This is a genomic window from Acidovorax sp. GW460-11-11-14-LB4, from assembly GCF_059423685.1.
This window is the reverse complement of the sequence record NZ_JBWKYJ010000027.1, coordinates 1-20,472: the sequence shown is the minus strand read 5'-3', so window position 1 is coordinate 20,472 and position 20,472 is coordinate 1. Positions and strand designations below refer to the sequence as shown.

The following is a 20,472-nucleotide window of genomic DNA, read 5'->3' as shown; positions in this document are numbered from 1 at the left end:
TTAGTTGGTGCCCAAGACCTTTAGGTGTGCTCGTTGATTCGTCGTTGAGCGTACGCGATAAGGTCCGCAGGCCATATACGAAGGCCTGCAGCACGCTGAATTTTCCATAATTTAATGTCGGACTCTCGTTGCACTAAAAAATCGATTGCGAAGTTAACCCTCCGAATTCTGAACGACTCAGGTGTCTCCGAAAAACGTGATAAGAGCGCCTTAAAGTGGGGTAGTTTGTCGCGGCGCCATTGAGAGGATTGCCCCAGCCCTGAGCAAAGCCGAGCTACTGAGATTCGCATGGGTGGTTCAGCCCTTAATAGCAAGATCATCCTAGTGAGAACTTTCGAGCAGAGCTCCTGATCTCGGGCCGGCCAATTCACCGTACCACGCGTGCTCACCGATTTGCGATATTGCGCATTGGAAGTAAGTAGCCAACTGCGATCATGTCGATAGAGCCAAGCATAGTCAGAAAAGCCCAGAGACCTTGCTTTGGAGATTCCCTCAACGCCAGGCGTTTTTAACACTCCCATCCACCGGTCACGCCGAGACGTTCGTTGTGCCATGAAAAGTGAACGTTGGCGGTGCAGTTTGGTGCCCTTCTCGTACGCTAATTCCCGATATATAGTTTGCACGGAAACCCCATTACGAAGGGCAATAGACTGCAATTCCAAACCTGACAACAAGTCGTGCCCTATCGAAGTTCGAGTTTGGGCGCCGACGAATTTACGACGCTCTTTCACTTCGATTTTTCGCTGTCTACGATACTTGACGATGGTGCCGACACTCTTGCCCGTTTGTTGAGCTATCTGACGGCAGGACAATGACGGGTTGCGTAGGAGATGTTCTATTTCAAGGCCTGGTACTTGTAGGGATTTCTTTGTCTCACCACGAGGAATCGCGTGCGCACTTCCTCGTGTCGCTTCGCGTGAAGACCGCTCTGCGTCAACTGCCAAGCTGAACTCTGCTATGGAGCCAAATAAAAAATCAATCATCAGCAGGTGGCATATCGGATGCAATGAGCGGTCAGGACGCTCAACCAGATCTTCAATCCAGCGCAAAGGACTTCTGGCGGTCTGCAGCAGTCGTGATTGATGCTGAAAGTTAGCGAAGTCGGCAAAGTAGTGCCTCACCTCAGTTGCAACTAATTGGTAGTCGAGGCTTCGACGGCTCGACTGAAAGCCTTTTGCCGACAGGCGGTTTCGATATACGTTGGAGCGATCGGCATTGTTTATCGGCGGTAGTGCTGCCAGCAGGAGATCCGCTGATAGTTGCGCAAATCGGAATTGAAAACCACATTCAGGGGTTATGCATTCCTCGCCGCTAGGAAGGCCTGGATACATTAGGGGTTGGCCAAATAGGCCTTCCTTTGGGACACTTTGTTGTTGCAACTGCAGAGAATGGCGGACGCAGCAGTTCACTCCGGGTAGATGGTGCTGCCGATGCCAGTAGTGGCAGCCGTTCATCTCAATATCTTCGGCTACACATGCGGGGCAAAAGCGGTGTGGCGTGTTGATTCCGAACCGGTTTGCAACGAGACCAAGCCGCAGTTTCAAGTCAAGGGAGTTACTTGAGCGCGAGTCCTCCATTAGTTGTGCATAGCGCTCGTGATCCAAGAACGGCCTGTGATACGGTAGCAGCGTACTGGCTTCCATAAGAGCGGCGAAAGAGTCGTGTGGCAGCGCCCCCGCGTATCGCTCGTTCATGGCATCGAAGTGAGTGGGAAGGGTAAGGCTGGGTGTAACCGTCCTGCCACCAAAAATTTTCCTCACTGCGTCTCGGCCCGTTCCCCACGCATTCAAGATTGCTAACCTGCACAGCCATGAATACAGCAGTTCGTCATGGAGCAGCTCAGGCGTGTAGCAGATAGTTGTTGAAGCGAGGCGAGCGCGGTGCACGTTTGCTAACTCCAGTCAATCAGCAAGTAGTCTCAGCGGGCCAGCGGATCCTCTAAGGGGAGGTCAACCGGCCGAGGCGAGGCCCTTTTTTTGTTCTTTGTCGCAGCGGGACTGGGGGGCACGCTCTCTTCGTGTACATCGTCAAACTCATCGTTTTTTACCCCTTTGGGTCGAGCAGGCTCCTCTGCCCCAAGCAGGGCGCGCATAGCTTTGTACCTAGGACTGAACAGCAGATCGTCAAACATTCGAAGCTTTGCAGGGTTCTTGCTGAGCAAGGCTGCAATTGCCGGTCCAAGAAATGCCATGTCAGTCGCCGCGGTTCGCTGAAACGCAGTAGCGTCGATAATTTCGCGCCCGCCAATCTCATTGTGCTGAGATAGTGTGAACGCGAGCGCCGCGAAGGCCGTATTTCCCGCTGAGGCCGTGTACCAAGCATCAAGGATTTCTTTCGTCAGCTTTGTCTTTGTCTTGACAAACGTATAGTCCCAATACGTATCGCAGAATTCTTCCCACTGAGGGCTATTCCTTGCCATCGGCTCAATTACCAAGCTCCCGAAGGAAGCGAGTTTGCGGGTGTTTCGTACCGCTCCTTCTACGACAGCTTGGACCGCTGGTGTTGCAAGCGCCAACAAGCTAATGCCGAGCCGCTCAATGATTTCACTGAATAGGTTTAGTACAAGCTCCGCATTTTGGGCGCGCGCGCTGCGCAAATTCTGAACTTCATCAACGACAATAAAGCCCAAGGAGACAGCTGTTGCGACTTTGTTCATCAAGTCGACCATGGGCGCAATATTGCGTAGCGCTGCCGCCTTCCGCGAATAGTCGGTTCCTAGCAGTCGGTCGATCTCGTTGAAGAATTGCAGGCACAACGACTTGAGTGTTGCGTCGTGAGGCACTCTGAGAAGAACGTATACGACCTGATGGCATTTCAGATCAGCTCCGTGATAATTCGAGTGGCAAATAACCTGCTTGTATCTCAGCAAAGCTGCAGCTGCGAAAGTAGTCTTGCCTTGCCCGCTAACAGACATCATGAAGTAGCCTTTAGCCGAAGGTTTCCAGTCAGCGGGCATTGGTAGACCATTGGTTCCGGTGGTGGCAATGGCGTGCCTCCTCTGCCGGTCCATCGTAGTCAAAGGGTGGCGCGCTACATAAGTGTCGCGGGCCATCTTGGCCAGGGTGAAGCCAGCCTTTTGATATTCAGGGAAAGGGTAGACGATGTCGTTGATGGTGGACAGCTCCATCAGTCGAACGACCTCGCTACTCCTGCGAAGCGTTGCCGACGGCTTCGCTGGGTAGTGCGCGAGGTTAGTCAGAAAGTCACTTTTGCTTTGCTCCAGAGGCGGCATTGCCTCAATGAACGGATTGCCTGCAAATCGAGAAACTCCTGTATCGTGATACACCGCAGGGAATATCTCAACATCCTTCATCGCTTGCTCCTGTTTAGCTTCACTAGTTCTACCAATCGAGCCTTCTCCTCTCGCTCCACTTCACTCCAGCTTTTCCCAACGGACGCACTGGCCGTGTGCTCTTCGAACTCTGTGTGTGTTTGGGCATGCAACTTGTTTTTGAGTTTTGCGGTTTCTTGATACCTAGCTCGTTGCATATCAACATTAGGTAAACGTTCGGCGGGGGCGCTCTTATGCCGGTTGTTGACAGGCTTGGCCGCCTTTGCGGCAACCCGTACGCGTCGACTTTCATGGTCGGAGCGGGCCCAAAGGCGTGCATTGACAGCCGCGAAGGCCTCCTCCTCGTCAATTGAAATTCCTTCGCTGTCCCTTGCGTCACCAGCGCCCATCACGAAACACGGCCATTCGCCGTGTCTGCTCGCTATCATGATTACCGCTGGCTGCGTCTTGTCGAGTCGGATGTCCAGAGAAGGCCTGTTTCTGGGCGATCGCCTGATGTAGTCGATTGCGGCCTCGTTAGAGGGATGATATGCACGAGTCTTGTAGCGAAGAACACCTCCTGAAATACTCGCTTTATCTGAACTGAGTAACAGTCGGTAATAGTCTTCTTCCGTGTACGGTGCAGACCGAAGTCCCGTTATGTTTTCGAGTCCCCAAACATACGCATTTTTCGGCGTAGGTTCGATGCCGTGTTGTGTAAGGATTTTTCGACGCTTGAGGGCTTGATGGGGACGGTTGTTGTAGTCCTTCACAATTTCGATTAACGCTCGGTACGCATCCGCAAGTGTGTGCACTGCAGCAGCTTCAGCCTTACGTGCGGCCCTTCTTGATTGAGGATCTAAGGGACGGTCTGCGTAAACACCTTTCATCCCCGATGCCGCCATGCGCTGCTTGATAGTGCGGATTAGCCTCTCTACTATTGCTTTGCCGTCTGGGCATAGAGGGGGGAGTGGCGTCAGGTCGATGCGCAGATCATCGACCACGCTTTGCAACATAGATCCACTCATGAAGTCGGATCCACGATCAGGACAGATAACGGCTGGAATGCAGCCTATAGGCCATTGATTGTCAGAAACTTCTATGCCCAATCTCGAGAAGCGTTTTTCGCGAGAGGTAAATGCAATTAAGAGCGTATTGCGAACTTCCTCGTACGAAGGCGCGCGCAAAGAGATGTACGCTGAGACGACAAATCTACTCCACCGGTCAATTAGGAAGTAAATGGTTGGTTTGCCTACCACTACAGGATTTTTTTCGCTGGAGACTAGGTAGAGTCGCCCTCCGGTAGAATCGATCTCATATATTTCACCTGGACCTGCCGAAACTAGCGAGTTGGTGTTGGCAGGGTCACGACGAAGCCTGCGCTCATTTCGTGCTAAGTCTTCCGTAAGCTGCAACTCACCATTTATGTAGTAGCAAAACTGGCGATAGGTTACTGGCTCTGATATCTGTTTTTTTATGTACTGGCGATAAGTATCAGGGTGGCTCTTCTGGAAAAAAGTGCTTAAGTAGGTTTCGTGCGCAGTGGTCTTATTTGTTGGCCCCTTTCTGAGCAATTGCTTATAGCATCTGAGCATGTCGTCGACATCATCCGGAGTGACAACAAAATTATTAGGACCTAGTTCATCGCTCAGAATAGTTTTCCGGCCGCGGCGATTATTGGCCTTATCCGGAATTTCGCCATTTGCATGGTCTTTTTCACCTGACTCTTCACGACCCCTCGTGGTGCGCTTGGGGCCGCGAGGCAGTGCAACCAGTGCTATTTTTGTGCTGCCGAAGTAGTAGTAACGAAGGATGAGACGGTGCAGCGTCTTTTCCGCAACGTCTATGCTTAAAGCTCTCTCTCGAATTAAGGCGGTAAAGTGATGTCTCGATAGGTTCGTCCTATTTTCAAATGCTTGTATTACAGGCGCGATCTGGACCCATGCTGATTGAATTTTTCCTGCCTGAGAACTACCGCTTTCGGCTGGCACGGAGAGCTGTTGTGGAAGTACTATGCGACCCCATTTCGATGTAGGTGAGGTGAGCGCGCTAAGTTGATTCCAAGAATAGAAAATCGGTCGTTTGGCATACCTGGCTTCTTCGGGTGTGCCCACCCACATCGCATATACCCCATCCTCAAAAATATGAGTTAGGCGAAGATACCGACCTGGTCGTTCGGAGTCATGCAGTGCCAAGCCTACATGAAGGGTTGGCTGATTGGGTAGCGCACGAAAATCAGTCATCGCTTCTTCTGATTCAAAAACAGTGGTCGATTGAGCGCCAACGGATGACCAAGCGAGATATCTATTTGACCTGACCAAGCACAGTACCGAAACATGTCCAGCACCTGCGAATTGGGGAGTCGAAGAGTCTTGGTGAGCCTTGCCACTAACTCACTGAGCAACTCGTTGCTTTTGTAGAAGCTCTCGAAAGCAAGTAAGAAGCGTGGATCAAGTTGTGTTTCCGGATTGAAACGATGGCGAAACCACCCACGCATGAAGCGCAGGATTTCAAGTAGTGTCTTATTGAAGCGCGACGTATCTACCAACGTCCAAGGTATGCCTCGTTCTTGACACCATCTGTGCTCCACCTCTAAACGCAATCTCTTTGACGGATCGGCCGCATCTTCAGAAGTCTTAACGCTCGCTGCACGGTAGCTCTTTCCGTCCGCCGTCAGTTCCGTGATCAGAAAGTCGATCGTGAAGGGCTCCGGCAACCCTCTCTTATATATGTGTCGAACCTCAAGTTCCGTACAGAGCTCTAGAGTCCTATCCAAATCCAAGATAGGCCATTGCTCTCGAATGTCCACCACACTCTCACGACGTTCCATAAGGTACAGATAGGTGGCCTCCAGATCGGAAAGACCTTGATGCGGGCGACCCGTAACGATGCCATGCCCACCCAACGAAGTGCCGCGTGAAGGAACGTCGCGTATGTAAAGCCAAGGCAGGTACTCGGCGCCCTGGAGCAGGCCTCGTCCCCTCTTGACGCGTGCTCTTAAATGGCTGGGGTAGAGGAGGGGGTCTGGTTTCCAATGCACGCGTCCATTCTGAGGGAATCACCAAAAAAGTCCATAAAAATTGTTTAAAAAGTCCAAAACATTAGTCGAATAAGGGTTTTGATCGTAAAAATAAACTCTGTAACCTGTAAATAAAACCTGTAAGGGGTCAGTGCACCTGTACCGTTGGGTTCCAAGCGCCTCAGTTGAGGCGCTTTTTTGTCAAATCACCAAGCTATGGGAGAGTTGGATGGGCTGCTTCAGGCTGATTGCTGTCGTTGATCCGCTGTCATTGGACATACGCAATCGGTCCAAAGCAGACATTGGTGAAGTGGGCGAACGGGCGCGGCTTTAGGCGAATCCGCCGTTTACCCGCAGCACCTGCCCATGCACCCAGCCGCCGTCAGGGCCCAAAAGGAACGAGACGGCGCCTGCGATGTCTGTGGGTTCACCCAGCCGCTCCAGCGGCGCCATTTTGGACAGCATCGCCACCTGTTCTTCGGTCTTGCCCTTAAAAAACAACTCGGTGGCGACCGGTCCAGGTGCCACGGCATTGACGGTAATGCCGCGCCCGCGCAGCTCGTTGGCCAGCACATGGACCAAGCCTTCCACGGCAGCCTTCGACGCGATGTATGGACCATAGCCGGGCGAGGCCTTGGCAATGACGCTGCTTGAGAGCGCCACGATGCGTCCGCCTTCGGCCAGCGTTTCCGCTGCCTTCGCCAGCACCAGGAAGGTGCCGCGGGCGTTGACCGCCATCATGGAGTCGAAATCCGCGACGTTTTCCATTCGCACCGTTGCCATACCCATGACGCCGGCACTGCAGACCACCGCATCCAGCCGGCCGAAGGCCGATTGAGCGGTTGAGAACAGGCGTTCGACATCGTCCTGCGCGGACACGTCGGCCTGGATGGCGAGGGCGCGACCACCGCCGTTTACGATGGCGGTTACCACTTCCTGTGCCTTTGCCGGGTCGTGCGCATAGCCAACAGCCACGGCATGGCCGTCTTGCGCCAGCCGCAAGGCGATGTCACGGCCGATGCCGCGTGACGCACCGGTCACGATGGCGGCGCGGGTGGAGGGTGTGCTCATGGCGAACTTCTTGTAAATTTGGTTGGCTTAGGAGTGGTGCCTATGCGCATGGCAGGACCATATCTCCCAGGCCGAGTTGCTGCAGAAATGCGCTTTGCTTCTCGTGGTAAATGCGGTCGATGGCCTCCGTGCCCTTTTGCTGCCCATCCACAGTGATGCGATACGGTCGGCTGCCGCGCGGATGGGCCAGTGCATGCACAGCCGCCCTGCCGACGGCCGATACATCCAGTGCACCGCCGAGTTTTGCGTCGATAGCGTCTAGCTTGCCGCCGAGCGTTTGCAGACGTTCAGCCAAGGGGCCGTATTGCCGGACGATGGCCGGATAGGCTGGACCATGAGCATCTGCGAAATGCTCCGTGCCCTGCGTGAACGCGCCCGGAACCAGCATGACGCTCTCGATACCCATGGGCCGGACCTCCATGGCCATGGCTTCGGCCAACGCATCACCGGCAGCCTTGCTGGCCACGTAAGGGCCGATAAAGGGCTCGTGCAGGCGCGAGGTGGTGCTGCCGACATACATCAGTACACCGCGGCCCTGGCGCCGCATCACCGGCAATACCGCGCGGTTGACCCGCAGCCAGGACAGAGCGTTGGTGTCGATGATGCGAGCCACCTGCTCCACCGAGAAAGCTTCGGTAACGCCGGTCATCAGCATGCCGGCGTTGTTGACCACCACGTCGAGCCGACCGTGTTCGGCCTCGATGGCGTCCACTGCGGCGCGACACGCTGTCTCCGACAGCACGTCGAGTTCGAGTACCTGCAGGGGTAGCCCTTCCGTCTCGGCCAACTGGCGCAGAGCCAGGCTGCGCCCGGCGTTGCGGCCTTCAGGTTCCCGCATGCTGGCGACCACCTTGTGTCCAGCGCGCGCCAGTGCCAGGGCAATGGCACGTCCGATGCCGGAGCCAGCGCCGGTGACCAAAACCACTTCCGGATTCTTGGTTGTCATGGTTGACCTCCTTGTTCAGCCGGGGGTGCGAATCAGCACTTTGCCCCGTGCGTGGCCGGTGGCCTGCTTTTCAAGCGCCGCGCGGGCTTCGGCCAGCGGGTAGACGGAGTCAGTGATGATCTGCAGTTGACCGGCCTGGAAGTGCACCACGGCCAGTGCGAGGGTCGGTGCCGCGCTGACGAAAAACACCGAGCGTCCGATCTTCCCGTCGCGGTCCTGGATGCCGAACTCCACTAGGCTGGCGATGCGGCCACCCGCACGCAGCACCCCCCAAGACTTTTCCAGGGTCTCGCCACCCAGCGGATCCAGCACAAGGTCTATGTCCCGTAGCGCGCTGAAGTCTTGCGTACGGTAGTCGATGACCTCGTGGGCGCCCAGGCTCTTGACCAGCTCCACATTGCGCTCCGAGGCCGTGGCGATGACATGGGCGCCGGCTTGGCGAGCTAGTTGCACTGCCATGTTGCCGACGCCGCCGGCCGCCGCATGTACCAGCACTCGTTCGCCCGCTGCCAGTTCCCCGACAGCGAACAGCGCCTGGTGGGCGGTGCCGAAGGTGGTAGGCAGGGATGCGGCCTGCTCAAAGGACATGTCAGCCGGGATGGGACAAACCTCGGTGGCCGCGATCATCAATTCGGAGGCGAAGGCGCCGCCGACGACCGGGGACGTGCGGCCGTAGACGCGCTCGCCCACTTGCAGGTGCTGCACTTGGGCGCCAACGGCGACGATAACGCCGCTGAAGTCAGTGCCCGGTACGTAGGGGTGGGTGACCGGGAAGACCTGCTGCAGGTAGCCGGCGATCATCTTCACGTCCAGCGGGTTGAGGCCTGCGGACTCGACGCGGATGTGCACCGCGTCAGGCTGCAGGCTGGGCAACGACAGTTCGCCGGTGGTGATGACATCAGGTCCGCCGAAGCTGGAAATCATGGCTGCTTTCATGGGGATACTCCTAGGCTCAGGCCTGCAGCGGGAATTGGCCGAGTTGCAGGAACAGGCCGAACCAGTCCTCCATGTGCCAGGTCGTCTTGACCAAGCCGTTCTCGACTGTGTGGAACTCGTGCAGGCGGAAGCTGACCTTCTTGCCGGTAGCGGCAATGCCGAACAGCTCGCCCAGGTGCGTACCGGTGATCTCGGCGCGCACGCCAACGCGGCCGGGCGCCTGGATGACGTCATGGATGACGACGCGCATATCGGGGAAGGCCTTGGCCACGCTCTGGATGATGGGCTTGATGCCTGCGGGGCCGGACTCCTGGCCGGGTGCTAGCGGAATGTCGTCCCAGTCCGGGGCGAGCACGGTGTCAACGAGGTCTGGAGATTGTTCGCTGAAGGCGCGGTACAGGGTCTCGACGGCCAGGCGTTCGGTGCGCAGGCGTTCGGTCATGTCGAGGTCTTGGGTGATCATGGCTATTACTTTCAGGTTTGGAAGACCTGTAGTTTTGATGCCAGGATAAAATCTGTCCAACAGATATCTGATATATATGATTATTTGATTTATGGATTTTCATGGCGTCGATTTGAATTTGCTGGTGGCCTTCGACGCACTGATGGCTGAGCGGAATGTGACCCGCGCTGCGGCGCATGTGGGGGTTAGCCAGCCGGCCATGAGCGCAGCCCTATCCCGGCTGCGCCTGCTGTTGGGCGACCCGTTGTTCCACCGCAGCTCCGAAGGCCTATTGCCAACACCGCGGGCGCGCGAGCTGGCAGCGCCTATCCAGGAAGCGCTGGGCGGCATCCGGGCTGCCCTGGTGCGTCAACCGGGCTTCGTGCCGTCGGAGGCTCGGCTGACCTTCAACCTGGGCCTGACCGACTACGCTGCCTTCGTCGTGTTGCCGCCGCTGATGCAGGTGCTGGGCACCGAGGCGCCGGACATCTGCGTACAAGTGCATGGCTACCACGACCGGGACCATGCGGTGAGTCTGCTCGATGCCGGTGCCATCGACGCGGCCATCGGTGTCACGCCCACCCAGTCGGAAGAACGCATCCTGGCGCGCCCCATCCTGCGGGACGAGTTCATCACCATTCTCCGCCGCGACCACCCGGCGGCAAGACGCGGCATGAACTTGAAAACCTATCTCGCGCTGCCCCATGCCCTGGCTTCGCCGGAAGGCCAGCGCCACGGGCTGGTTGACGAGGCACTAGCGCTGCACGGCAAGCAACGCACCCTGAGCCTGACCCTGCCGCAGATGTTCGCCCTGCCGGCCGTCATCGCCCGCACCGACTTGGCCGCCACGGTCATGAAGCGTGTGGCGTCGCATGCGCTGGCCAGCAAGGAACTGGCCTTCTTCCCTCCGCCGGTCGCCTTGCCGGAAATCGTTCTTAACCTGATCTGGCACCGCCGGGCCGACGCCAACGCGGCGCAGGCGTGGATGCGTGGGCTCATCGAGCGGGTGTCCTCCGCATTGTGATCGCAGCGCTGGAAGCGCCTAGCCTACTGACTGCCACCAGGAGTGGCCGCTTTTTGGCCGACAGTACGCGTTCAACGACGCAGATCGGATGACAGCAACCGCTGCGTAACTGGCATTCCTGATAGCAGTAGGCAGAGTCACTGCTGCACTGACAGAGGGAAGAAACAGACCCCATGTGGTCTATCTAAATGCCTGAGCAATTGCCGTTCTCGGCCAGGCAAGTGACTGAAGACGACTACGGCAGGTTCTACAGTACGTGAACTGAGCTTGGCATCCGAAGACACTGCGCGTAGGCGCACCGTAAGGTTGAGTCGCATGGGGGCGACAAACAAAGGCTCAAGGCACCGCGTTGAGTACATGTGATTGAATCCGAGGCAACGCGCCGAACCTCGCGCACAGGCGTGTCTCTGCGGTGCACCGCCTGTACACCCTCGATCTCCCAATGTTCACTCGCCGTCTTGCCCTGCGCACTTTTCTGACACTCGCACTATTGGCGGTGTTGCTGCCCCTTGTACTTGCCAGCAGCAGTTTGTTTTATCGCTCTGCTACGGGTGCCATGGAAGAGTTCGCGCTGCAATTGGCTGACGAGGTCTCAGGCAGGGTCCGCGAGAAGGTGGTCTCCTTCTTTGATGTGCCGCAGCGCGTAGTCGCTTTCAATGTCGAGCAAGTGCGCGCCGGATATCTGATGGTTCAGCAACCTGACGTGTTGATGCGCCAGTTCATGCTGCAGATCGACCAGCAACCCCAACTGACCTTCATATCCATGGGCATGCCTGATGGTCAGTACTATGCCGGCAGCCGTCCCCCTTTGGGGGATGACCGCGCTTTGCGCATGCTGCGCGCACGGATCAGTGATGGCCGGGCCATGGAGGTTTTGCGTATCGACGCCGTGAGTCGCGAGCCAACGCTGATTTCCCGCAGCGAGGTGGGCTTTGATGCACGTACCCGTCCGTGGTACCAGTCAGCGATTGCCAATGATGGGGTCGCGTGGTACGCGCCTTATCGCTACATGATCAACGATGCGCAAGGCGCATATGCCGCAATTGGCATGGGGATTTCAGCTCCGGTCCGCTCACGCGATGGCAGTTTGATCGGGGTAGTCACCGCCGATGTGGCGCTGTCCCAGCTCAACGAGTTTCTGGCCGCGTTGGCCTCCGAGTCCGGGGGCAGGGCCTTTCTGGCCGAGGCCTCGGGAGAACTGCTTGCAATGTCCTCGCACGATCCGTCTGCAGGTGTATCGGCTTTGGTGGATGGGCAGCGTGTGCGCATCGATCAAAGCCACGACCCCGTGATGCGTGCGTTGGGGCAGCACATCCTGCAGAGCGGTCAACGCGAGGGCAACCGATTCATGGATGTGGACGGTGTGCGTCACCTGGCGCGTTGGTGGACGCATGCGCTGGATCGCGGTCCTGTGCTGACGATGGCGATCATCCTGCCTGAGAGCCGCTTCAACACGCCGTTGCGGGGAGTGCTACGCAACACGATCTACACCACGCTGGCCGTCTTGCTGGCTTCAGTGCTGTTTTCGGTATTTGTGGCCAGCCGGTTGGTGAGACCCTTGCAGGTACTCAGTGACTGGGCAGTCAGACTGACCCAGTCCGACTGGAATGCCCAGGCGCCGAAATCCAGCCCTATTCGCGAGTTACGATCTCTGGCGGATTCCATGGGCTACATGGCAGGGCATTTGAAGGAGCATGCCGAAGATCTGGAGCAAATGGTCGCGCAACGCACCCAGGAGTTGGAGAGTGCTGTGGCCTCGATTGAGCAGACGCTGACCGACCAGCGCCATTTCATCGCCATGCTGTCCCATGAGGTACGTTCTCCACTGGCGGTGATCAACACCGCCGGGCAGTTGCTTGCGCTGCGCTCCAAGGATGTGCCTGCGCCGCTGGCATTGGCGCAGCGCATCCTGCGGGGCTCGGCGCGATTGAGCTACTTCTTTGACAACTGCCTTACCCAGGACCGCATTGATAGCCACAACTTTGCGGTAGAGCCAGTACCCGTTGACGTGGGAGAGTTGTGCCTGTGGGTAACGGAAAACGGAGGCCAACTGTCTGCCGAGCACCCGCTGTACCTGACGGTGGAACCCGGGTTGCCATCATTGAATGGCGACCCCGTGCTGTTGCGCGTGATGCTCATGAACGTGCTGTCGAACGCATTCAAGTATTCCGAGGTGGGTGCAACGGTGTCTTTTAGCGTGCATCAACAAGAGGGCCAGTGTCGTTTTGTCATTGAGGACGAAGGTCCTGGCATTCCGCTGGAAGAGCAAACGCTGGTGTTTGAGAAGTACCGCCGCGGCCGTACGGCAGAGGGCAAACCCGGTGCCGGGCTGGGGCTGGCTTTGGTAAAACGGATCGTTGACTTGCATGGTGGGGCTGTCCAGCTACAGGCCGTCCAACCCCAAGGCACTCGCTTTGTGATCGACATCCCGTTGAACGTGACACCGGTGGCCTGAATGTTGCATTCCGGACAGGTGCCGGAGGTATTCGCAACATGACCCAATCCAAGCCCAGCATTGCAATCGTAGAGGACGACTCCGATCAACTGCACAGCATCGAGGAATTCTTGCTCGACTCGGGCTATAGCGTTTGGGGTGCGGGTAGCGCCGAGGCGTTTTACAAAGGGTTCACCGTTCAGCCGGTCGATGTGGTTCTCTTGGACCTGGGGCTTCCCGGAGAGGATGGCCTCAGCGTGGCGTCGCTACTCAAGTCCAGACCCGAGGTGGGGGTGATCATCCTCAGCGCCCGAGATTCACTTGACGATCGTCTGGCGGGAATGCGTGCTGGGGCAGATCGTTACTTGGTCAAGCCGGTCAACCTGCTGGAGTTGGCCGCCAATATTGACGCTACGGCGAGCCGACTTGCCCCCAGGACAGCCGTAGACCCCGCAGGATCGCTGGTTGCTGCGGCCATACCTGTCGCAAAGGCGGCGTGCTGGGTGCTGGCCATGAAGGACTGGGTTCTGTCATCGCCGCAGGGCAAGCGTCTGCAACTGACGACCCACGAGTTCATGTTCTTGCAGCAACTCCTGCGAGCGGATGGCCAGCCCGTGCCCAAGCGCGACCTCAGCACTCACCTGTTTGGTGCTCGAGCCCAAAACGGGGCTGAACGGCTCAACTTGCTTCTCACGAGGCTGCGCAAAAAGGCAGCGGAAGCGTTTTCTGAACCTCTGCCGGTCAAGACGCTGCACCAGATTGGCTACGCCTTTACAGCCTCAGCACAGCTCGTGCAGGACGCTCAACGGCTGCATTGACACTCCCGTGATCCTCTTGAGGCGGCGCTAAACCAGACGGGGAGCGCGCCGCGGCTTGGCCGTGCCAGCAACGAAAGCGTGCTGGGTTAACCCTGTGCTTGCATGAATCCAAATGAAAGATTTGGAAAGATCAGGAAGGTGGTTTCTTGTACACCATGGCGGTGGCAACTCTTGATCTCCCACTTCTACTCACTGGAGTCCTCCATGCAACGTCGTCATCTTCTGCAAGTCTCGGCACTGAGTGCGCTGTCCGCCTCTATCGGCCTGACCCGCAGCGCCTTTGCGCAGGCCCCGGGCGCCATTCAGTTTGGCTGTCCGGTACCGATGTCCGGTCCTTTTGCGGCCAACGGAAAGTTCGCCGACATGGGGATGCGACTGGCCATTGAGCAATATGGCAAAGCCCTCAATCGCCCGCTGGCCTACACACTCCTGGACACGGAAGGTAAGCCCGCTACAGCCGTGCGCAAGGTGCAAGAAGCAGCGCAGCAGCAAGGGGCTCGATTCTTCGCGGGCGGCATCCTTTCGGGCGAGGCCCTGGCCATGGGCAAGGAGGCCGAGAAGGCTGGCGGCCTGTTTGTGACCACGGCTGGGGCCGATGAAATCACTGGGTCGGACTGCAATGCTGCGACCTTCCGTTGGTCGGTACCCACTTTCGGCGCCATCGAGCAGACGGTGCGCCCGCTGATCGATTCCATGCCTAAGGCCAAGCGCTGGTACACCATCTCACCGCAGTACGTGTTTGGCGATGGCCTGCTGTCCGCGGCCAAGAACATCTTCAAGGAAAAGGGGATCGAGCATGTGGGTAACAGCTACCACTCGCTGACCGAGAAGGAGTTCAGCGGCTACATCACCAATGCTCTGGCCGCAAAGCCCGATGTCCTGCTACTGCTGAACTTTGGCGCGCAATGTGCCGACACGCTCCGCCAGGCCGTGAGCTTTGGTATGCACAAGAACATGACGATCCTGGTGGCCTGGGCCTCTGGTTTGGAGCAGTTCGAATCGCTGGGCGCTGACCTGTGCGACGGTATCTACTTTGGCGCCCAGTACTGGCACACGGTGGATTCCGAACTCAACCGCGATCTTGTCAAACGCACCAATGACAAGCTCAAGATGAACCCCAACTACAGCCTGGCGGGCTCCTATATCTGCACAAAGCTGCTGATCGACGGAATCATCAAGGCCGGATCCGTGGAGCAAAAAGCCGTGATCGCCGCACTGGAGGGCCACAAATACCAGGGTCTGACCGGTGAGGAAGAGGTGCGAAAGGCGGACCACCAGGTGCTCAAGAACTACTACCTGCTCAAGGGCAAGGCCAAGTCCAAGATGAAGAACAAGGACGACTACGTGGACGTACTCAGTTCGGGCAAGTCGTTCCTGCCTATCGACCAGACGGGCTGCAAGCGCGCCTGACCCTCGCGGCGTCCGCCGGGCTGGGCATAGCCCCATGCGCGCGCTGTGGCCGCCCCTTTTTTTGAGAACCCCAGCGGCACCGACAGGGTGCGGCTGGTGGTCGTTCGGCCGAGCACTTTATGAACATTTACCTTCTACAGGTCATCAATGGAATCGGCATTGGCATGCTGTATTTCCTGTTGGCGGTGGGCCTGTCCATTGTTTTTGGATTGCTGCGATTCGTGAACTTCGCGCATGGGGCGTTCTACCTGATCGGAGCGTATTTCTGCTACCAGATGACGCGATGGGGCATGAGCTTCTGGTTGGCTCTGGTAGTGGTGCCGCTGGTGGTGGGGGCGATTGGCTGGGCCACGGAAAAGCTGGTCCTGCGCCATGTGTATGCCTCGGACCATGAGTTTCACATCCTCGTGACGGTGGGCCTGGCACTCGCAGTCCAGGAGCTGGTGATCCTGCAATGGGGCCCACTGGGTGACAGCGTGGCGGTTCCCGACGCGCTGCAGGGAGTGGTGATGTGGGGCAGTTTCATCTACCCGAAGTACCGCCTGTTCGTAATCGGCTTTACTTCGGTGCTGGCAGTGCTGCTGTGGTGGGTTCTTGAGGGCACGCGACTCGGTAGTGCTGTGCGAGCAGGCAGCGAGTCGACCGAGATGGTCTCGCTGCTCGGCATCAATGTGCTGCGTATTTTCAGCCTGGTATTTGGTTTGGGTGCAGCCACCGCTGCGTTGGCTGGCGTGCTTGCATCCCCCATTCGTGGAGCAGAACCCTTCATGGGCATTGAAGCCCTGGCGGTAGCCTTTGTCGTGGTGGTCGTGGGGGGGCTGGGCAGTTTCAGTGGCGCACTGCTGGGCGGATTGATGATCGGCATTGTGCAAAGCGTCATGAGCACGCTATGGCCAGAAGGGGCCCGCCTGATGATCTATGTGGCCATGGCGGCCGTGCTGCTACTGCGTCCCCACGGCCTGCTGGGCCGCAAGGAGTGAACCCCATGAAGAAATACACGCATTTTCTGTTTGCAGCAGTGGTGGTGCTGGCCATGCCGTTGCTGATGCAGTCGGGCTCCTTGGCTAGCGAGGTACTCATCTTTGCGCTGGCGGCCATGGGTTGCAATTTGCTGCTCGGCTTCACCGGCTTGCTTTCGTTCGGGCAGGGCATTTTCTTTGGTCTGGGCAGTTACACCGTAGCCTTGCTACTCACCCGCTGGCCTGTTCCCGTGCCGCTTGCGTTGCTGCTCGCCACAGTCATGGGAGCGCTCGGGGCGGCCTTGGTGGGCTGGGTGGCCATTCGCCAGCGTGGCACCTACTTTGTGATGCTGACGTTGGCCTTTGCGCAGATGTTCTATTTCATTGCCTATACGGCTACCGGCTTGACGGGGGGGGACAACGGGTTGATGGATATCCCTCGTCCCAATGTGTCCATCCTGGGCTTTGACCTGTGGACGTTGGCGTCGCCTTGGCAGTTCTATGGTTTTGTTTCGCTGATTTTTCTGGTGGTGTTCTGGCTGCTGCTCAAGGTGTCACGCTCGACATTCGGGCGAACCTTGCTGGCAGTGCGAGACAACGAAGAGCGTGCGGCTGCCATTGGCTACAACCTCAGGCTGCTCAAGCTGCAGGCGTTTGTGATCTCGGGTGCTGTCACCGGTCTCGCGGGGGCGCTGCATGCCATGATGACCGGCCTGGCTCCGCTGTCCAACGCGGAGTACCACACCAGTGAAATGATCCTGGTGATGACCGTTATTGGCGGGACGGGCAACCTGTTTGCCTCGCTGTTGGGATCAGCGTTCTACCTGCTGCTGGCCGACTGGCTCTCTCAACTGTGGCCGCGTTGGCTTTTGCTGCTGGGCATTGCATTGATGGCCGTGAGCCTCTGGATGCAGCGCGGGCTGTGGGGCCTGGGTGAAACGGTCTGGAATCGGCTGCAAGGTCATCGCAAGCAGTCTGCTGACGCGGTGGTGACGCCTTCGGCAGCTGCAGTTCCTGCGAAAGGAGAACAGGCATGAGCCCAAAGACCCCGATCTTGTTGGAAGCTATTGATGTCGAAAAGCACTATGGCAAGTTTGCAGCGCTGGGCGGTGTAAGCCTCCAGGTGCGTGCGAATACCGTGCATTCGGTGATTGGCCCCAACGGTGCTGGCAAGACCACCTTGTTCCACATGCTCACCGGCACCAAGACAGTCAGTGGGGGCCGGATCCTTTTTGATGGACAGGATGTCACGCATGAGCCAGACCATCGGCGGGTGCAGCGAGGCATTGCGCGTTCATTCCAGGTGACCAGCCTGTTCTTGAGCTTGCCCGTGCGTGAGAACCTGCGCCTCGGCGCACAAGGCGTACAGCCTGCACGCGCCCTGAATCCTTGGCATGAGCCGGTAGGGGCGCGTGCGCAGTCGCAGGTGGTTGACGCCGTGCTGTCCAAGGTGGGACTGGAGAACCTCGCGGACATCCCCGCTGGCAATCTTTCGCATGGCCAGCAGCGCCGGCTGGAAGTGGGCATGGCCCTGGCTGCACGGCCCAAGGCCATTTTCCTGGATGAGCCCACTTCGGGCATGGGCATCGATGACCTGGACGACATGAAGCGCTTGATCAAGAGCCTGCGCGACGAACACACGGTGGTCTTGATCGAGCACAACATGAACATCGTGATGGACATCTCGGACACCGTGACGGTGATGCAGCTGGGGCGTGTGCTGGCCGAAGGCATGCCACACGACATACGCAGCGACGAACGGGTACGGTCTGCGTACTTGGGCAACATGATCACAGGGGGCAAGGCATGATTCTCGATGTTGACAACCTGCATGCCCACTACGGCAAAAGCCATGTGCTTCAGGGTGTGTGTTTCACGGTGGGTAACGGCGAACTGGTCACCCTGCTGGGGCGCAACGGCGCAGGCAAGACCACCACACTCAAGAGCATTGCCGGAGTAGTCGCTCCCACGCAGGGCCGTGTGGCATTTGCCGGCAAACCGCTGCAGGGTCAGGCTTCGCATGTGATCGCCCGGCAGGGGGTGTGTCTGGTACCGGAGCACCGGGGCATCTTCAAGCTGCTGACCGTGGAAGAGAACCTGATGCTGGGCCTGCGAAAAAGCTCACCCTGGCAACTGGACGACGTGTACCGCATTTTCCCCAGGCTCAAGGAGCGCAAGCGCAACGGCGGTGGGCAGCTCTCCGGCGGCGAGCAGCAGATGCTAGCGATCGGCCGCGCGCTGATGAACGACCCCAAGTTGCTCATGTTGGACGAGCCCGTGGAGGGGCTGGCTCCCGTGATCGTGGAGGAAATCGTGGCCCAGCTCAAGACCATCAAGGCCGCAGGCGTTGCCATCTTGCTGGTGGAGCAGAACCTGGAGGTCTGCACGCAACTGGCCGACCGCCATTGCATCCTGGAACAAGGACGCATCGTCTACACAGCCGACAACGCAAGCTTTCTTGCCGACGAAGAGGTCAAAGACCGCTATCTGGGCGTGGGCTTGGCCTGAGCTCTGGCCCATCCCGCACTGAATCCCGAAGGGCGTTTCATGAAGTTTCTGATTGCTCGTCTTAACCACGAGACCAATACCTTTTCTCCGGTGCCCACGCCCTTGAAGGCGTTTGCGCCCGAGTACGACGCGGCGGCCTTCCATGCCAACTTCGGCATGCGAACGGCGATGGCGGCTTTCATTGATGCAGCAAAGCGGGTAGGGGCGCAGTGCGTGACGCCCGTCTCCGCCACGGCAAACCCCAGCGGGCCGGTAGATGTCGACGCCTACCGCCAGTTGACGGACCGCATCGTCGCTGCAGCGGTGGGTTGCGATGCCATCCTGCTCGATTTGCATGGCGCGATGGTGGCGCAGAACACGCCGGACGGGGAAGGAGACCTGCTTGCCCGGGTGAGGGCGGCTGCGCCTGGCGTACCGTTGGGCGTAGCTCTGGACCTGCACGGCAACATCACGCAGAAGATGGTCGATAACGCCGATGTGATGGTGGGGTTCAAGACCTACCCGCATGTGGACATGTACGAGACGGGCGAGCACGCGGCACGTCTCGTGTTGCACATGTTGCAGCAAGGCACGCGCTATGCCGTGCGCTGGCGACAGTTGCCGCTGCTCAGTCACACCCTGCGCAGCACGACCTTGGGTGGCGCTATGGCCGCCGCCGTGTCCTCGGCGCGGCAGGCCGAAGGGGAGGGTGTGCCGGCCATGACCATCTTTGCGGGCTTCTCCTTGGCCGACATCGCCGCACCATGCGTGAGCGTGGTGGCCACGGCGGAATGCACTGTCGAGGGTGAAGCGCTGTGCGCCGCTGCGCTGGACCGCGTGGCTGCCCAGATCTGGGCGGAACGCGAATGCTACGTGTATGCCAGCGAGCCCTTGGCCGAAGCCTTCGTTCGGGCGCAGCGCATGACCGAAGGGGTGGGCAAGCCCGTGCTGCTGCTGGATCACAGCGACAACTGCATGTCCGGAGGAACCTGCGACACCATGGACGTGCTGCAGGCCGCCTGGCGGCATGGCATGACAGGTATTGCCACCGGCCCCCTGGCGGATCCGGAGGCTGTCGCGGAGCTCGTGGCGGCCGGTGTAGGGGCGCAGGTGTCGGTGCGCCTGGGCAACAAGGTGCCTTTGACCAGACTCGGCCTTGTCAAAGAGCCCGTGCTGGTGCAGGGCACAGTGCGTGCCATCAGCGACGGCAGCTACACCGTGACGGGCCCGATATACACCGGCCAGCGCTGCTCCATGGGGCGTGCCGTCTGGCTGGATGCCGGCGGCACGCAGATCGTGGTGGTGGAGCAGCCGCACGAACCGTGGGATCTGGGCGTTTTTTCTTGTGTGGGCCTGGACCCCACGGCATATCGTTACCTGCTGCTCAAGTCGCGCATGTACTGCCGACCGGTCTTTGTGCCGCTCTCTGCTGGATTGGTGGAGTGCGATAGCCCAGGCGTGACCAGCTCGGACTACCAGCTGTTCCCGTTCGAAAACCTGCGCCAGCCCGTCTACCCGTTGGGCGACGTGCTCACATATCCCTGACTGAGCTATATCTCTGGAGCTTCTATGGACACCAAAGTCAAACCCGACATCGAGAACCTGCGCATCAACGGCGAGCGCCTGTGGGCATCGCTGATGGAGTTGGCGCAGAT

Annotated in this window: 17 protein-coding genes; 9 read left to right on the top strand and 8 right to left on the bottom strand. The window is 58.5% G+C overall.

Annotated features, from left to right (window positions below):
• Positions 1 to 20 precede the first annotated feature (20 nt).
• From AC07X4_RS11925 to AC07X4_RS11890, 8 genes are all read right to left on the bottom strand, one after another.
• Complete coding sequence (locus AC07X4_RS11925) at positions 21 to 1,886, bottom strand: TnsD family Tn7-like transposition protein (RefSeq protein ID WP_082564902.1); 1,866 nt, start codon at positions 1,884 to 1,886, stop codon at positions 21 to 23.
• A 32-nt stretch (positions 1,887 to 1,918) separates the two neighbouring features.
• The gene (locus tag AC07X4_RS11920; RefSeq protein ID WP_056642864.1) at positions 1,919 to 3,313 is read right to left on the bottom strand and encodes an ATP-binding protein; all 1,395 of its coding nucleotides are present in this window, start codon (positions 3,311 to 3,313) and stop codon (positions 1,919 to 1,921) included.
• A complete protein-coding gene (locus AC07X4_RS11915; RefSeq protein ID WP_082564903.1) occupies positions 3,310 to 5,514 on the bottom strand; it encodes a TnsB C-terminal domain-containing protein in 2,205 nt (734 codons plus the stop codon). Before AC07X4_RS11915 ends, AC07X4_RS11920 begins: the two co-directional genes overlap by 4 nt.
• Positions 5,511 to 6,311, bottom strand: a complete 801-nt coding sequence (locus tag AC07X4_RS11910) for a TnsA endonuclease N-terminal domain-containing protein (RefSeq protein WP_158603295.1) — start codon at positions 6,309 to 6,311, stop codon at positions 5,511 to 5,513. Before AC07X4_RS11910 ends, AC07X4_RS11915 begins: the two co-directional genes overlap by 4 nt.
• Positions 6,312 to 6,620: 309 nt before the next feature.
• On the bottom strand, positions 6,621 to 7,361 hold the full coding sequence (locus tag AC07X4_RS11905; protein ID WP_494740185.1) for an SDR family oxidoreductase: 741 nt from the start codon (positions 7,359 to 7,361) through the stop codon (positions 6,621 to 6,623).
• Positions 7,362 to 7,401: 40 nt separating this feature from the next.
• Entirely contained in the window at positions 7,402 to 8,307 is a 906-nt protein-coding gene (locus tag AC07X4_RS11900; RefSeq protein ID WP_494740184.1) for an SDR family NAD(P)-dependent oxidoreductase, read from the bottom strand.
• Between the two features lie 15 nt (positions 8,308 to 8,322).
• Positions 8,323 to 9,243, bottom strand: a complete 921-nt coding sequence (locus AC07X4_RS11895) for an NADP-dependent oxidoreductase (RefSeq protein ID WP_494740183.1) — start codon at positions 9,241 to 9,243, stop codon at positions 8,323 to 8,325.
• A 16-nt stretch (positions 9,244 to 9,259) separates the two neighbouring features.
• Positions 9,260 to 9,706, bottom strand: coding sequence for an ester cyclase (locus tag AC07X4_RS11890; RefSeq protein WP_494740182.1), 447 nt, complete (start codon positions 9,704 to 9,706; stop codon positions 9,260 to 9,262).
• Between the two features lie 91 nt (positions 9,707 to 9,797).
• Here AC07X4_RS11890 and AC07X4_RS11885 point away from each other — a divergent pair, with 91 nt between their 5' ends.
• The 9 genes from AC07X4_RS11885 to AC07X4_RS11845 all read left to right on the top strand — a co-directional run bounded on the left by AC07X4_RS11885 (position 9,798) and on the right by AC07X4_RS11845 (position 20,362).
• Positions 9,798 to 10,709, top strand: a complete 912-nt coding sequence (locus tag AC07X4_RS11885; RefSeq protein WP_494740181.1) for a LysR family transcriptional regulator — start codon at positions 9,798 to 9,800, stop codon at positions 10,707 to 10,709.
• Positions 10,710 to 11,151: 442 nt separating this feature from the next.
• Entirely contained in the window at positions 11,152 to 13,164 is a 2,013-nt protein-coding gene (locus AC07X4_RS11880) for an ATP-binding protein (protein WP_494740180.1), read from the top strand.
• Positions 13,165 to 13,202: 38 nt separating this feature from the next.
• Positions 13,203 to 13,961, top strand: a complete 759-nt coding sequence (locus AC07X4_RS11875; RefSeq protein ID WP_494740179.1) for a response regulator transcription factor — start codon at positions 13,203 to 13,205, stop codon at positions 13,959 to 13,961.
• A gap of 204 nt (positions 13,962 to 14,165) precedes the next feature.
• Positions 14,166 to 15,371 carry an ABC transporter substrate-binding protein gene (locus tag AC07X4_RS11870; protein ID WP_494740178.1) on the top strand — a complete coding sequence of 402 codons (1,206 nt, stop codon included), beginning with the start codon at positions 14,166 to 14,168 and terminating at the stop codon, positions 15,369 to 15,371.
• Between the two features lie 119 nt (positions 15,372 to 15,490).
• The gene (locus tag AC07X4_RS11865; RefSeq protein ID WP_056058931.1) at positions 15,491 to 16,351 is read left to right on the top strand and encodes a branched-chain amino acid ABC transporter permease; all 861 of its coding nucleotides are present in this window, start codon (positions 15,491 to 15,493) and stop codon (positions 16,349 to 16,351) included.
• Between the two features lie 5 nt (positions 16,352 to 16,356).
• Positions 16,357 to 17,367 (top strand): branched-chain amino acid ABC transporter permease, encoded by a 1,011-nt coding sequence (locus tag AC07X4_RS11860; protein WP_494740177.1) that lies wholly within the window; start codon positions 16,357 to 16,359, stop codon positions 17,365 to 17,367.
• A complete protein-coding gene (locus AC07X4_RS11855; protein ID WP_494740176.1) occupies positions 17,364 to 18,140 on the top strand; it encodes an ABC transporter ATP-binding protein in 777 nt (258 codons plus the stop codon). Before AC07X4_RS11860 ends, AC07X4_RS11855 begins: the two co-directional genes overlap by 4 nt.
• On the top strand, positions 18,137 to 18,838 hold the full coding sequence (locus tag AC07X4_RS11850) for an ABC transporter ATP-binding protein (RefSeq protein WP_056058922.1): 702 nt from the start codon (positions 18,137 to 18,139) through the stop codon (positions 18,836 to 18,838). Before AC07X4_RS11855 ends, AC07X4_RS11850 begins: the two co-directional genes overlap by 4 nt.
• Positions 18,839 to 18,877: 39 nt before the next feature.
• Entirely contained in the window at positions 18,878 to 20,362 is a 1,485-nt protein-coding gene (locus tag AC07X4_RS11845) for a M81 family metallopeptidase (protein WP_494740175.1), read from the top strand.
• Positions 20,363 to 20,472 lie beyond the last annotated feature (110 nt).

Bases quoted from the DNA above. Each gene is read 5' to 3' on its own strand.
- AC07X4_RS11920 (WP_056642864.1), bottom strand. From the start codon at position 3,313: ATGAAGGATGTTGAGATATTCCCTGCGGTGTATCACGATACAGGAGTT.
- AC07X4_RS11915 (WP_082564903.1), bottom strand. From the start codon at position 5,514: ATGACTGATTTTCGTGCGCTACCCAATCAGCCAACCCTTCATGTAGGC.
- AC07X4_RS11905 (WP_494740185.1), bottom strand. From the start codon at position 7,361: ATGAGCACACCCTCCACCCGCGCCGCCATCGTGACCGGTGCGTCACGC.
- AC07X4_RS11900 (WP_494740184.1), bottom strand. From the start codon at position 8,307: ATGACAACCAAGAATCCGGAAGTGGTTTTGGTCACCGGCGCTGGCTCC.
- AC07X4_RS11895 (WP_494740183.1), bottom strand. From the start codon at position 9,243: ATGAAAGCAGCCATGATTTCCAGCTTCGGCGGACCTGATGTCATCACC.
- AC07X4_RS11890 (WP_494740182.1), bottom strand. From the start codon at position 9,706: ATGATCACCCAAGACCTCGACATGACCGAACGCCTGCGCACCGAACGC.
- AC07X4_RS11885 (WP_494740181.1), top strand. From the start codon at position 9,798: ATGGATTTTCATGGCGTCGATTTGAATTTGCTGGTGGCCTTCGACGCA.
- AC07X4_RS11880 (WP_494740180.1), top strand. From the start codon at position 11,152: ATGTTCACTCGCCGTCTTGCCCTGCGCACTTTTCTGACACTCGCACTA.
- AC07X4_RS11875 (WP_494740179.1), top strand. From the start codon at position 13,203: ATGACCCAATCCAAGCCCAGCATTGCAATCGTAGAGGACGACTCCGAT.
- AC07X4_RS11870 (WP_494740178.1), top strand. From the start codon at position 14,166: ATGCAACGTCGTCATCTTCTGCAAGTCTCGGCACTGAGTGCGCTGTCC.
- AC07X4_RS11865 (WP_056058931.1), top strand. From the start codon at position 15,491: ATGAACATTTACCTTCTACAGGTCATCAATGGAATCGGCATTGGCATG.
- AC07X4_RS11860 (WP_494740177.1), top strand. From the start codon at position 16,357: ATGAAGAAATACACGCATTTTCTGTTTGCAGCAGTGGTGGTGCTGGCC.
- AC07X4_RS11855 (WP_494740176.1), top strand. From the start codon at position 17,364: ATGAGCCCAAAGACCCCGATCTTGTTGGAAGCTATTGATGTCGAAAAG.
- AC07X4_RS11850 (WP_056058922.1), top strand. From the start codon at position 18,137: ATGATTCTCGATGTTGACAACCTGCATGCCCACTACGGCAAAAGCCAT.
- AC07X4_RS11845 (WP_494740175.1), top strand. From the start codon at position 18,878: ATGAAGTTTCTGATTGCTCGTCTTAACCACGAGACCAATACCTTTTCT.